The sequence below is a fragment of the Euzebyales bacterium genome, from assembly GCA_036374135.1.
Classification (GTDB): Bacteria; Actinomycetota; Nitriliruptoria; order Euzebyales; family JAHELV01; genus JAHELV01.
On record DASUUK010000034.1, the window covers coordinates 105259 to 118696 of the forward strand.

At 70.2% G+C, this 13438-nt stretch carries 8 protein-coding genes; 1 reads left to right on the top strand and 7 read right to left on the bottom strand.

From position 1 onward, the window contains the following. Positions 1-9: 9 nt before the first annotated feature. The 4 genes from VFZ70_05435 to VFZ70_05450 form a co-directional block, all read right to left on the bottom strand. A complete protein-coding gene (locus tag VFZ70_05435) occupies positions 10-1608 on the bottom strand; it encodes an ATP-binding cassette domain-containing protein (protein ID HEX6255236.1) in 1599 nt (532 codons plus the stop codon). A gap of 21 nt (positions 1609-1629) precedes the next feature. Next, positions 1630-3393 (bottom strand): proline--tRNA ligase, encoded by a 1764-nt coding sequence (locus VFZ70_05440; GenBank protein HEX6255237.1) that lies wholly within the window; start codon positions 3391-3393, stop codon positions 1630-1632. Positions 3394-3592: 199 nt separating this feature from the next. Continuing rightward, complete coding sequence (locus VFZ70_05445) at positions 3593-4189, bottom strand: nitroreductase family protein (protein ID HEX6255238.1); 597 nt, start codon at positions 4187-4189, stop codon at positions 3593-3595. Then, the gene (locus tag VFZ70_05450; GenBank protein ID HEX6255239.1) at positions 4176-6596 is read right to left on the bottom strand and encodes a DNA topoisomerase (ATP-hydrolyzing); all 2421 of its coding nucleotides are present in this window, start codon (positions 6594-6596) and stop codon (positions 4176-4178) included. The genes VFZ70_05445 and VFZ70_05450 overlap by 14 nt, the downstream gene beginning before the upstream one ends. A gap of 170 nt (positions 6597-6766) precedes the next feature. On the opposite strand from VFZ70_05450, the gene VFZ70_05455 reads away from it, so the two are divergent. Next, the gene (locus VFZ70_05455; protein ID HEX6255240.1) at positions 6767-8017 is read left to right on the top strand and encodes a hypothetical protein; all 1251 of its coding nucleotides are present in this window, start codon (positions 6767-6769) and stop codon (positions 8015-8017) included. Between the two features lie 117 nt (positions 8018-8134). On the opposite strand, the gene proX is transcribed toward VFZ70_05455, so the two are convergent. The 3 genes from proX to VFZ70_05470 all read right to left on the bottom strand — a co-directional run bounded on the left by proX (position 8135) and on the right by VFZ70_05470 (position 13280). Beyond that, on the bottom strand, positions 8135-9250 hold the full coding sequence (proX, locus tag VFZ70_05460) for a glycine betaine/L-proline ABC transporter substrate-binding protein ProX (GenBank protein ID HEX6255241.1): 1116 nt from the start codon (positions 9248-9250) through the stop codon (positions 8135-8137). A gap of 21 nt (positions 9251-9271) precedes the next feature. After that, positions 9272-11089 carry a BCCT family transporter gene (locus tag VFZ70_05465; GenBank protein ID HEX6255242.1) on the bottom strand — a complete coding sequence of 606 codons (1818 nt, stop codon included), beginning with the start codon at positions 11087-11089 and terminating at the stop codon, positions 9272-9274. 259 nt (positions 11090-11348) lie between these two features. Continuing rightward, a complete protein-coding gene (locus VFZ70_05470) occupies positions 11349-13280 on the bottom strand; it encodes a DNA gyrase subunit B (protein ID HEX6255243.1) in 1932 nt (643 codons plus the stop codon). Positions 13281-13438 lie beyond the last annotated feature (158 nt).

Here is a 13438-nt window from a genome sequence, read left to right on the forward strand (position 1 = left end):
GCCGCCGGCTCAGCTCTGCCAAATCGGTTGGTCGACCTCGCGCACCTGACCGTCGCCGTCCAGGACGACGAAGCGGTCGAAGCCGCGGACGAACCAGCGGTCGTGGGTGACCGCGATCACGGTGCCCTCGAACTGTCCCAGTCCGCGTTCGAGCGCCTCGGCGCTGACGACGTCGAGGTTGTCGGTGGGCTCGTCGAGCAGCAGCAGCGTGGTTCCCGAGAGTTCGAGCAACAGGATCTGGAACCGCGCCTGCTGGCCGCCCGAGAGCAGCTCGAACGGCGCGGCGGCTGCGTCGTCCAGCTCGTAGCGGCGCAGCGCTCCCATCGCCTGCCCACGCTGCAGTGCCGCGTCCTCCCACAGGATTTCGAGCAGCGTCCGGCCCACCAGCTCGGGATGATCGTGGGTCTGCGAGAAGTGCCCGGGCACGACCCGTGCCCCCAGGCGCCACCGGCCGGTGTGCTCAACCGCGGCGCGGACGGTGTCCCCGGCGAGCAGCCGCAGCAGATGCGACTTGCCGGTGCCGTTGCGCCCGAGGACAGCCACCCGCTCGCCGAAGTAGATGCCGAGGTCGAACGGCTCTGTGAGCCCCGTCAGCGCGAGGCCCTCGCAGACCACGACCTTGTCCCCCGTGCGCCCTCCGCCCAGGCGGACGGTGACCTGCTGGTCGGGTGGCGGCGCCTCGGGTGGGCCGGCCTCCTCGAACTTGCGCAACCGTGTCTGCATGGCCCGGTAGCGCGACGCCATGTCCGGTGAGCGCGCCGCCTGCTGCTGCAGCGTGCGGACCAGCGCCTTGAGGCGCTCGTGCTCGCGCTCCCACTGCCGCAGCACCGCGTCGAGCCGTTCGTGCCGGGCGCGCCGCGCCTCGTCGTAGGCGGCGAACCCGCCCCCGTGGGTCCACGCGCCGCCGCCCTCGAGCGTGACGATCCGCGTGGCGGTCTGCGCCAGCAGCTCGCGGTCGTGGCTGATGTAGAGCACCGTCTTCTTCGTGTCTCGCAGTGCCTGTTCGAGCCACAGCTTGCCGGGGACGTCGAGGAAGTTGTCGGGCTCGTCGAGCAGCAGCATCTGGTCGGGTCCCCGCAGCAGGGCCTCGAGCACGAGTCGCTTCTGCTCGCCGCCTGACAGGGTCGCGACGTCGCGGTGACGCACCTGTTCGTAGTGCCGCCCGACCGCCGCCGTGCAGCACGCGTCCCAGACGTGCTCGGCGTCGTAGCCGCCCGCATCGGTCCACCCGGCGAGCGCGTCGGCGTAGGCGAGCTGGATCGCCTCGTCGTCGGACTCCATCATCGCGAGCTCGGCACGGTCCAGTCTGACCGCCGCGTCGTGGACCGCCGGGGGGGCAACGGACAGCAGCAACCCGCGGACGTCGGTGCCGTCGTCGATCGAGCCGATGAACTGTGGCATGACGCCGAGCCCACCGCTGGTGACGGCGGTGCCGGAGTCAGGCGTCAGCTCGCCGGCCAGGATGCGCAGCAGCGTCGTCTTGCCGGTCCCGTTGGCGCCGACGAGCGCCGCCTTCGCGCCCTCTCCGACACGGAAGGACACATCGTCGAGCAGCACCCTGCCGTTCGGCAGGGTGTACCGCAGGTGGGAGACATCGACGTGCGCCATGCGGCTGCTGGTCCGATGGTGTCAGCTGCCACGGACCAGGTCGGTCAGGTGCGCGGCGACGTCGGACAGCTCGACGTCGACCCGTTCGCCGGTCGCGCGATCCTTGACCTCCGCGACACCGCGCTTGAGACCGCGGCCGAGCACGACGATCGTCGGCACGCCGATCAGATCCGCATCGTTGAACTTCACGCCGGCGCTCACCCGGCGGTCGTCATACAGCACCGACACGCCGGCGTCCTGGAGCTCGGCGATCAACGCCTCAGCGGCCTCGAAGGGCACGTCGTCCTTGCCGGTCGCCACGATGTGGACGTCCGCCGGAGACACGGACCGCGGCCAGCACAGACCGTCGTCGTCGTAGGTCTGCTCCACGATCGCCGGGACGGCGCGCGACACGCCGATACCGTATGACCCCATGGTCACCGTGACCTGCCTGCCGGCCTCGTCCTGCACGGTCAGGTCGAGCGCCTCGGCGTAGCGGCGACCGAGCTTGAAGATGTGACCGATCTCGATGCCGCGGGCGATGGTGACCTCGCCGTCGCAGCGCGGACAGGGATCGCCGTCGCGGATCTCGGCGACGTCGATCAGCCCGTCGGCCGTGAAGTCCCTGCCGGCCACCAGGTCGACGACGTGGCGACCCGGCTCGTTGGCGCCGGTGACCCAGCGCGTGCCGTCGGCGATGCGGGGATCGAGCAGGTATCGCACGCCCATCGACTCGCCCAGCGCCGTCGGTCCGATGTAGCCTTTGACCAGGTTGGGATGCGCCGCGAAGTCCGGGTCGTCGAACGGCTCGACGGCTGCCGGGGTCACGGCGGCCTCCAGCCGCTTGTCGTCGATGTCGCGGTCGCCGGGCACACCGATGGCCAGCGGCTCGACGCGTCCGTCCGGATGCCGCAGCCGGACCAGCACGTGCTTGAGCATGTCGCCGGCGGTCCAGGGACGTTCGTCACGCCGCAGGTCGTCGCGGCTGTTGAGCAGGTCGACCAGCGTCGCGATCGTCGGCGTGTCCGGCGTGTCCTCGACGTGCGCGGCCGGGACGTCGTCGGCGGGGACGGGCTTGGCTGGCGTGAGGCGGACGGCCTCGGCGTTGGCCGCATAGTCGCACGACGAGCACCTGACGAAGGTGTCCTCGCCCGTCGGCGTGGGCGCGAGGAACTCCTCGGACGCCGACCCGCCCATCGCGCCCGACATCGCTGACACGATCTCGTAGCGCAGACCCAGCCGGTCGAACGTCCGTAGGTACGCCGCCCGGTGCCGGTCGTAAGAGTCGTCGAGACCGCCGTCGTCGACGTCGAACGAGTAGCTGTCCTTCATGGCGAACTCGCGACCGCGCAGCAGCCCTCCGCGCGGCCGCGGCTCATCGCGGTACTTGGTCTGGATCTGGTAGATCCACAGCGGCAGGTCGCGATACGAGCTGTACAGGTCCTTGACCAGCAGCGTGAACAGTTCCTCGTGCGTGGGTCCCAGCAGGTAGTCGGCCTCGCGGCGGTCACGCAGGCGGAAGATGTTGTCGCCGTACTCGGTCCAGCGCCCCGTCGCGTCGTAGGGCTCCCGGGGCAGCAGCGCAGGGAAGTGCACCTCCTGGAAGCCGGCGGCATCCATCTCCTCGCGGATGATGCGCTCGACGTTGCGGAACACCTTCCAGCCCAGCGGCAGCCACGTGAAGATCCCCGGCGCCGCGCGCCGGACGTAGCCGGCGCGCACGAGCAGGCGGTGGCTCGGCACCTCGGCGTCCGACGGGTCCTCGCGGAGGGTTCGCAGGAACAACGTCGACATGCGCAGTGCCACGGCTGGTTCTCCTCGGTTCGTGTGGTGGAGACCCGAGCCTAGCGGCCGTCATCGACTGTGAACTGCCGCCGGAGCGCATCGGCGCCCCGAGCGATCCGTTTCGGACACCGGCGACACGGTCGACGGTGTCCGCCGTGTCCGATTCGCGTCGCTCGGCGCTCGGCGCCCGGCGCCCGTCGCCCGGCCGGCGCCCCGCCCGTCAGCCCCGCCAGCGGTCCCGGTGCAACTGGTCGGACAGCGGGCGGCGCGCACGGCGGCTGGCCGAGGACGGCGGTCGCCCGTCGGCGGGATGGCCGATCGTGATCAGCGCGACGGGCGCGACGTCGCCGGGGATGTCCAGCAGGTCGCGCAGGCCGTCAGGATCTGCGACGTCGAGCATCCCTGCACCGAAGCCTTCGTCGACGGCCGCCAGCAGCAGCAGCATCACGGCGGCGCCAGCGTCGACCCACCAGAACGGCACGTGCCATCCGGCGGGACCGCGGCTGCCCGCCTTGTCCGGCTCGGCGTAGCGTTCCCGGTAGCTGTCGGGCCGCACGCACGGCACGACGTGGACCGGTGCGACCGACAGCCAGGGTTCGCGACCCCGGGCGACGTGCTCGGGTTCGCCGCAGAGCGCAGCAAGGCGCACGCGCGTCGGATCAGCGGTGACCACGACGAAGTCGACGCCCTGTGTGAAGCCCGCGCTGGGGCCGCGGCGCGCGGTGTCGACGATGCGGTCGACAGCCGCCGGATCGACGGGGTCGGGCCGGTACCGCCGGATCATCCGGCGGTGGGCGACGATGTCAGCCAGCTCCATCGTCGCCACGCCGCTCGGGCACCACACGACCGGTGATGGGGGCCACCGCGGACGTGAGCCGGCCGCTGCGGCCGGCCTGTGTCAGCTGCGCCGGTCGCACCACCTGGGGTCCGTCGATGGTGACGACGTGCACGTCGCGGGCCGCACCGACCCACGCGGGACGGTCGGTACCGGTCAGCACGCCCTTGCCGCCGCGCTTCTGCGCCGGGTAGTCGTCGAGCGGGCTGCGCTTGGCGGTCCCGTCGGCGTCCAGCGTGATGATCTCGGCCGGCGGATCAGCAGCGTGCAGCACCGACAGCGCCACGCAGCGCTGGTCGTCGCGCACCTGCTGGGCGGCCACGCCGTACGAGGGCCGTCCCATCGACCGGACGTCGTCGGCGGCGAACCGGATGACCAGTCCGCCGCTGTGCGCGACGACGAGCTCGTCGCCGTCGGCGCACGACGTGACGTCGACGAGCTCGTCGTCGTCCCGCACACCGGCGGCGATCATCTGCTGGGTACGTCCCCGGTACTCGTCGACGCCGGTGCGCTTGACCAGCCCGCGCGCCGACAGCGTCACCACGTCGGTGCCGTCGACCAGGCGGACGGCGCCGACGATCGGCGCGTCCGGCGGCGAGCCGTAGAGCTGGACGATCGGGACGCCCCGCTGACGGGCGGGTACCACCGGCACGTCGGCGAGTGCCACCCGGTAGCCACTGCCCTCGGCGTCGACGAGGAGCAGATCATCGGCCGTCGTGGCCCGCACCACGGCCACCAACGGGTCGCGCGCGTCGCGGTACGGCGAGCTCGTCCGCCGCCGGGTGACGGCCTTGATCACCCCGCCACCGGTCACATACACCGTCACCGGCTGCGCCTCGAACGTGGGCAGTGCCTCGGCGTCCTCGTCGGGATCATCGTCGGCGGGACCACGACCGTCGAGCCGGCTGCGGCGTGGGTCGGCGTGTGCGCGACGCAGTGCCCGCAGCTCGCTCACGAGCAGCTTGTCGAGTTCGGCCGGGTCGGCGAGGATCGCCTCGAGCTCGGCGATCAGCGCGCGCAGGTCGGCGAGCTCAGCGACGATCTTGCGGCGCTCGAGCTGTGCGAGGCGGCGCAACTGCATGTCGAGGATGGCCGTCGCCTGGATCTCGGTCAGGCCGAAGCGCTCCATCAGCTGGGTCCGGGCGACGTCGGCGCTCTCGGCGGCCCGGATCAGTGCGATGACCTCGTCGAGGTGGTCCAGTGCGACCATCAGGCCCTCGAGCACGTGCGCCCGGGCGGCTGCGCGGTCACGACGGTACGTCGTCCGGCGCGTCAGGACCTCGCGCTGGTGGTCGACGTAGGCCGTCAGGCAGTCACGTAGCCCCAACGTCGCGGGCTGGCCGCGGTTCAGCGCGACGATGTTGACGTTGAAGTTGGCGCGCAGATCGCTGTGCTTGTAGAGCTTGGCGAGCACGCGTGCAGGATCCTCGCCCCGCTTGAGCTCGATGACGATCCGCATGCCGTCACGGGACGACTCGTCCCGGAGGTCGCGGATCTCGTCGATCTTGCGGTTCTTGACGAGGTCGGCGATGCGCTCCAGCATCGTCGCCTTGTTCACCTGGTACGGGATCTCGGTGACGATGATGCGCGGCATCCCCCCGGAGCGCGTCTCGGTGGTCGCGACGGCCTCGACCGTCACGGCGCCACGCCCCGTCGTGTAGGCCTGACGGATGCCGTCCGTCTCGACGATCCGCCCGCCCGTGGGGAAGTCGGGCGCTGGGACCTTGGCCATCAGCTGGTCGAGCGAGGCGTCGGGCCGCTCGACCAGCAGCAGGCATGCGTCGACCAGCTCGCCGAGGTTGTGGGGCGGGATGTTGGTGGCCATGCCGACGGCGATGCCGGTCGACCCGTTGAGCAGCAGGTTCGGCAGCCGCGCCGTCAGGACGACCGGCTCCTCGTCATCGCCGTCGTAGTTGGCCACGAAGTCGACGGTCTGCTCGTCGATGCCGTCGAGCAGCGCCATCGCGACCTCGGACAGGCGCGCCTCGGTATAGCGCATCGCGGCGGCGTTGTCGCCGTCGATCGACCCGAAGTTGCCGTGTCCGTCGATCAGCGGCGCCCGCATCGTGAAGTCCTGCGCCATGCGCACCAGGGCGTCGTAGATCGAGGTGTCACCGTGCGGGTGGTACTTCTGCATGACCTCACCGACGGCGCGCGCGCACTTGCGCAACGGACGGTCGGGGCGCAGCCCCGCCTCCCACATCGCGTACAGGATGCGCCGCTGGACCGGCTTGAGCCCGTCGCGCACGTCAGGTAGCGCGCGGCCGACGATGACGCTCATCGAGTAGTCGAGGAAGGCCTGCTGCATGCGGTCGACGATGTTCACCGGACGCACTCCGCGGCCGGTGTCGCCGTCCGAGGTGTCCAGCAGGCTTGGCTGGCGGCTCATGAAGGATGTCCCCACGTCGATCGACTGCACGGCCGCGCCGCACGGACGCGCCCGACGGATGCGCTGACCCGTCGCAGACCGATTGTGCCGCGCTCCGTAACCGATCCCGGCCAGGCAGTGCACCGGCAGCACGTGACCCGGGCCCAGCGGTCGCGTAGGCTGCCGTGATCATGACGACGCTCGAAGACCTCGCCAGCGGCGGCACCGACCACATCGATCTGACCGATCCGGCCAACCAACCGCACGTCCGCGACCTGGCCGACGAGATGCTCGCCACCGGGGCCGATGTCGAGGCGTTGCGGGCCCTGGGCCGCGACACGTCGGCTGGCATCGACGTGCGCGTGGCCACCAAGCTCGCCGAATCGAAGACGCTGCTCGACGAGATCGCGTTGCGCACCGCCCTCGACGTCGTCGTCCAGTTCGCCATGTGGGGCGAGGCACGACGGCTGCGGCCGCGCGACGACGCGAACCCGCTCGGCGAGGATGCGCTGGCGGTCAAGCTCGACCAGCTCGACTGGCTGCTGAACGGCACGTCGGTGACCTGGACCCTGGTCGCCATCGACGACGGCTGCCCGGACGACAGCGCGGGCGTCGCCGAGCAGATGGCGGACGCTCACCGGCTGGGCGATCACGTTCGCGTGCTGCGGCTGGCCGAGGCACTGCCGGCCAGCGAGGGCCCGTTGGCGGAACTGCGGGACACGTCCGCGTCGCGCAAGGGCGGCGCCCAGGTCTACGGCGCCCAGCATGCGCTCGACGAGGGCGCGGACGCGGTCGTCTACACGGACGCCGACTGCTCGGTCGATCTGGGTCAGCTTGGTCTGCTGCTGGCGCCGTACCCGGGTCGGGCGGAGGTCGTGATCGGCGACCGCAAGCATCCCGACGCGGTGCTGCGCAAGGCCGAGGCGCGGTGGGGCCCCGGGATCGTGGTGTTGCGGCACATGCAGCGCATGGTGGGCCGGGCGTTGTTCTCGAAGGGCCTGCGCGACACGCAGGCGGCGTTCAAGCTCTACGGCCGCAACGCGCTGGCCGACATCCTGGCGGCGCCGTCGACGTACGGCTTCGCGTTCGACTCCGACTGGCTCTACGGCGCGCTGGGCGGTGGGCACCGGATCATGACCACGCCGTTCGCGTTCGTGGACTCCTTCGAGGAGTCCGCGTCGATCGCGCAGGGCCCGATGACGACCTGGGAGTCCCTGCTCGTCGGACTGACCGCGTCGGCGCGGGCCCGCGGTGCCGATCACGACGAGCAGATGGCCGCGATCGTCGATGACTACGGATCCGCCGCCATCCTCGAGCGCGTCGTGCAGCACGTGCCCGACCAGCTCACCGGCGTTGCGCCGGAGGCTCTGGGCGATCCGACCGTGATGTCTCCGGCCGAGCTGCGCAGCTGGCTCGCCGAGCTCACCGCCGACCAGACCTGAGCACTCGGACCGTCCAGCGCGCACACCCATCCCCGCCCGGATCGGCTCAGGGAGAGGGCGGCCGTGGGCGGGCGAGGAGGCCGGCAGGTAGAGTCGCCGCGGCCGCCCCGTGGCGCGTCAGCTGCCGGCCGACCGGGCCTGCTCGAGCCAGCCGTCGACGGCGTCGCGGTTCTGCTCGATCCACTCAGCGGCATCCGCCGCGATGTCGTCCTCGGTGTAGCTGTCGCCCGCCTCGTTCATCTCGGCGTTCTGCGCGCTGATGTCGCTCAGCGGGATCTGCACGGCCTCGAGCAGCGCCGCCGCGTCGGGGTTGTTCTCGAGGAAGTCGTTGTTGACGACAGCGCGGATGTCGTTGACGACCCACCCGAGCTCGCAGGACTCGCCGCCGGTGGCGCAGCCCGCCAACCCGTCCGCGGTCGTCGATTCGTCGTCACCTGGCAGCGGCGGCGACTCCAGCCACACCACGTCCTCTCCCGGAACCAGCACGTCGATCGTCCAGTTGGGCGTCCAGGTGTAGAACAGGACCGGCTCGCCGGCGTCGACCTTCTGTGCGACCTCGTCGATCTGCACGGAGTAGTCGCCGACGATCTGCTCGACGTTCGCACCCCAGTCCAGGGTGTTGATCTGCTCGGTGATCGCGGCGTTGCAGCCCCAGCCGTCGTTGCAGCCGATCAGGTCGGCCTGGCCGTTGCCGTCGCCATCGAACGCGGCGGCCGTATCGGCGTCGGTCAGGTCCGACATGCTGGTCAGGCCCATCTCGTCGGCAGTCTTCTTGTCGACCAGGTACCCCTGCAGCGCGCCGCCGTCGACCTGAGTCCCGACGGGCGTGATCGGCTCCTCGTTCTGTTCGCCGGAGAACAGCTCCCGCTCCAGGTAGATGTCGTGCAGCGGGAACCAGCCGTTGGCCCACAGGTCGAAGTCACCCTCGGCGAGCGCCGGGTAGAACACGTTGGGGTCCAGCGTGGCCTCGGATGGGTCCGACACGTCGTAGCCCAGTTCGGTCAGCAGGTCACGGTAGATGTAGGCCTGCATGAAGCCGGTGTCCCAGGTGGCGCGGGCCATCGTGATCTGCCCGTCGCCACCGCCGCCGTCGTCGCCGGCCGCCGGACCACCATCACCGGCGACGTCCGCTGCCGGGCCGCAGGCCGCCGTCAGCAGTCCGAGAACCACGGCGAGCGTCACGGATCGCCAGGCCAATGATCGCTGTCGTAGCATGGGGGGTACAGTTGCCATTGCGGGTGTTCCTCCCCCGGCTCAGCTCTCGCTGGATGCAGTGTCGGCGGTCTCGGAGGTGTCGGAGTCGTCGGACTTCTCACCGAAGACGTCCTCGTCGCTGATGAGGGACGGGTGGCGCACCCTGAACAGCGCCGCGTCGTAGTACTCCTCGAGCAGGTCGAGTTCCTCGTCGAACGCCGTGTACATGCTCCACATCATGATGATGAGGATCACCGCGAAGGGCAGGCCGCTGGCGATCGCCATGGCCTGCAACGCGTTCAGGCCGCCGCCGAGCAGCAGGACGGCCGCAATGGCGCCCTCCATCACAGCCCAGAAGACCCGTTGCGGCTTGGGCGAGTCGAGCTTGCCGCCCGACGTCAGATGGTCGACGACCAGCGATCCCGAGTCCGACGAGGTCACGAAGAACGACACGACCAGCAGCACGGCGACGATCGACGTGAACTCGGTCAGCGGAAAGGCCTCGAGCATGACGAACATCGCGGTCGCGACGTTCTCGTTGACCGCGGTCGCGAGGTCGACGACGCCGTTGAGCTGCAGGTTGATCGCGGCCCCACCGAACACGGCCATCCAGACGAACGACAGCAGCGACGGCGCGACCATGACCCCGAGGATCAGCTCGCGGACAGTGCGGCCTTTCGAGATCCGGGCGATGAACATGCCCACGAACGGCGACCAGGAGATCCACCAGCCCCAGTAGAACACCGTCCAGCTGCCCTGCCAGCCGCCGCCCTCACCAAAGGCCTCGGTCCAGAACGCCAGCTCGGGGAGGACCTGGACGTAGAAACCGGTGCTCTGGATGAACACCGACAGGAGGAACAGCGTGGGACCGACCGCGACGATGAACACGAGGAACGCCGCCGCGAGGTAGATGTTGAGCTGGCTGAGCCGCTTGACGCCCGCGTCGAGACCCGCGACGACCGAGAGCGTGGCCATTGCGGTGATCGCCGCGATGAGCAGCACCTGGAAGCCGGTGTTGGCCGGCCACCCGAACAAGAAGGTCAGTCCGGCCGACGCCTGCTGCACACCGAACCCGAGTGAGGTCGCCAGCCCGAAGAGCGTCGCCAGCACGGTCAGCACGTCGATGACGTTGCCCCAGGTGCCGTAGATCCGCTTGCCGAGCAGCGGATAGAACACCGACCGGAACGTCAGTGGCAGACCGCGGTTGAACGCGAAGAACGCCAGCGCCAGGCTGACCAGCGCGTAGATCCCCCACGGGTGGATTCCCCAGTGGTAGTAGGTCGTTGCCAGGGCGGCCTGCGCGGCGGCGTCGGTTCCCGCCTCGACACCGAACAGCGGCGCGGGCGACGTCAGGTGGAAGATCGGCTCGGCGACGCTCCAGAACATCAGCCCGATGCCCATGCCGGCCGACAGCAGCATCGCGTACCACGCACCGGTCGAGAACTCGGGGCGCGCCTGCGGCCCTCCGAGGCGGATCTTGCCGAACCGGCTGAAGGCGAAGAACAGCCCGGCCAGCACGTAGAGATTGGCCGCCAGGATGTAGAACCAGCCGAAGAACGCGTTGATGCCATCGCGCAGTCCGACGAAGAACGCCTCCATCGGCTCGCGGAACACCAGGGTGACGACGAGCAACGTGACGACCAGCCCGGCCGACCAGAAGGTGACCTGAGGATGCAGGTCGAAGCCCCAGCGGACGATGTTGCTGTCGCCGGGCTCCCGGTCGGCGACCTCCGGGTAGAAGTCGATCTCGGGCGCAACCTGCAGGCCCTCGAAGCGCGGACGTTCGATGATGGCCTGGCGCCGTGCCTCGCGCTCGGCGGCCTCCTCTCGGCGGTGCTCCTCCTCGGCCTTCGTCAGGTTCCGCTCTTCACCGCTCATCGGCGCCACTCCCCGGTACGTGCCAGCCACCCAGCGACGCCGATTGCGCCAACGCGACCGTCACCGTCGGCGCCGTTCCCCAACGCCGATGCAGGGCCGGGTGCAAGCGCTCCCAGTCATCCGCATCCGGATCGTAACACCGCCGCGCCTCGATACGGCAAGGGATACCTCACTACATCTGCTGACATCTCCGCCCAGCGCGCACGCGCGTGTTGCGCATGGCGCACTGATCAGCGCTAAACGGACCTCGCTGACTGACTCAGGCGTCGATGTTGTCGGCGTAGCGCGCGTTCGCTTCGATCCAGTCCCGGCGGTCCGACGCGCTCTCCCCCATGAGCAGGCTGAACATCCGGTCGGCCTCCGCGGCGTCCGCGACGGTGACCCGCAGCAGCGTGCGCCGGGCCGGATCCATCGTCGTGGCCCACAACTGCTCGGCGTCCATCTCACCGAGGCCCTTGAAGCGCATGACCTTGACGTCACTTCCGTTGCGGCTGGCGAACGTGGTGCGCAGCAGGCGGGCCCGCTCGTCCTCGTCCAACGCGTAGGCCATCTTCGTGCCCTTGCGCAGCTGGTACAAGGGCGGCTGTGCGAGGTACACGTGCCCGCCGTCGACCAGCTTCGGCATCATCCGGTAGAAGAACGTCAGCAGCAGCGTCGTGATGTGACCGCCGTCGACGTCGGCGTCGGCCATCGCGACGATCTTGTGGTAGCGCAGGCGGCTGTAGTCGAAGTCGTCGCCGATGCCGGTGCCGATCGCGCGGATCAGGTGCTGGATCTCGGCGTTGGCCAGGATGCGCCGCAACTGCGCCTTCTCGACGTTGAGCACCTTGCCGCGCAGCGGCAGGATCGCCTGGGTGTGACGGTCGCGCGCCAGCTTGGAGCTGCCACCCGCCGAGTCACCCTCGACGACATACAGCTCGCACTCCACGGGCTGGCGCGAGGAGCAGTCGCTGAGCTTGCCCGGCAGCCCCGCCGAGGAGGTGTCGAGCAGCCCCTTGCGGCGGGTCAGCTCACGTGCGTGGCGGGCCGCCTCGCGGGCACGGGCCGCCAACTGCGCCTGCTTGCAGATCCGCCGGCCGGCCGTCGCGTTGGCGTCGAGCCACGCCGTCAGCCCGTCATTGACCGTCCGCTCGACGAACCCGCGCATCACCGCGCTGCCCAGCTTCGCCTTGGTCTGACCCTCGAACTGCGCGTCGGGCAGCTTGACGCTGAGCACCGCGACCAGTCCGTCGCGAAGGTCGTCCCCCGTCAGGCCCGGGTCCTTCTTGCGGAACGCCCGGTTGGCCTGCCCCCAGCGGTTGAGCGTGCCGGTCAGGGCCTTGCGCATGCCCTCCTCGTGCGTCCCGCCGTCGGGCGTGCGGATGACGTTGACGTAGCTGCGCAGTCGCTCATCGACGCCGCCGGCGACCCAGGTGAGTGCCAGGTCGACGGCGAGCGCCTGGCCGTCGACTTCGTCGGCCTCGCTGATCATGATCGGCTTGGAGACGATCGTGTCGTCGTCGCCGACCAGTTGGTCGACGAAATCGGCGAGACCTCGCTTGAACGCGAACGTCTCGCGCCGACCGTCGCGCACGTCGGCGAAGTCTACGCGCAGGCCGGGGTTGAGCAGGCACGTCTCGCGCAGGCGGGTCGCGATGCGGTCGGCATCGAAGGTCGTGTCGTCGAACACGTCGGGGTCGGGCCAGAAGCGCAGCGTCGTCCCGGTCCTCCGCGTCTTGCCGACGCGCTTGAGAGGCGCGGTGCGAGCGCCGCGGGCGAACGCGATCTGGTGGCGGCCGCCGTCGCGGCTGACCTCCACCTCGGCGCGTGACGACAGCGCATTGACCACGGACACGCCGACGCCGTGCAGGCCGCCGGACACCGCATAGGACTGCGTGTCGAACTTGCCGCCGGCGTGCAGCGTGGTCATGACGACCTCGAGCGCGGGCTTGCGCTCCTTGGCGTGCAGACCGATCGGGATGCCGCGGCCATCGTCGGTGACCTCGACGCCGCCGTCGCCGAGGATGGTCACGCTGACCTTCTGCGCGTGGCCCGCGAGGTGCTCGTCGACCGCGTTGTCCACGACCTCCCACACCAGGTGGTGCAGACCGCGGGCATCGGTCGAGCCGACGTACATGCCAGGTCGCTTGCGCACCGCCTCGAGCCCTTCGAGGACGGTGATTGACGTCGCGTCGTACCTCGCGGCGCTCACGGCTGGCAGTGCCTCCTGTCAACAGGTGCCTCTTCCCCTCGCAGTCTGCCCTGCCGCAGGCCGATCGGCTGGCAGGTGCGACCGTGCAACGGGGTTGCGGGCCTGCGGTTGCGGCGCGGGACGCCGCCGGCAGCCCGCGTGCCCCGTCCGATCTGTCA

Bases quoted from the DNA above. Each gene is read 5' to 3' on its own strand.
- VFZ70_05435 (HEX6255236.1), bottom strand. From the start codon at position 1,608: ATGGCGCACGTCGATGTCTCCCACCTGCGGTACACCCTGCCGAACGGC.
- VFZ70_05445 (HEX6255238.1), bottom strand. From the start codon at position 4,189: ATGGAGCTGGCTGACATCGTCGCCCACCGCCGGATGATCCGGCGGTAC.
- VFZ70_05450 (HEX6255239.1), bottom strand. From the start codon at position 6,596: ATGAGCCGCCAGCCAAGCCTGCTGGACACCTCGGACGGCGACACCGGC.
- VFZ70_05455 (HEX6255240.1), top strand. From the start codon at position 6,767: ATGACGACGCTCGAAGACCTCGCCAGCGGCGGCACCGACCACATCGAT.
- proX (HEX6255241.1), bottom strand. From the start codon at position 9,250: ATGGCAACTGTACCCCCCATGCTACGACAGCGATCATTGGCCTGGCGA.
- VFZ70_05465 (HEX6255242.1), bottom strand. From the start codon at position 11,089: ATGAGCGGTGAAGAGCGGAACCTGACGAAGGCCGAGGAGGAGCACCGC.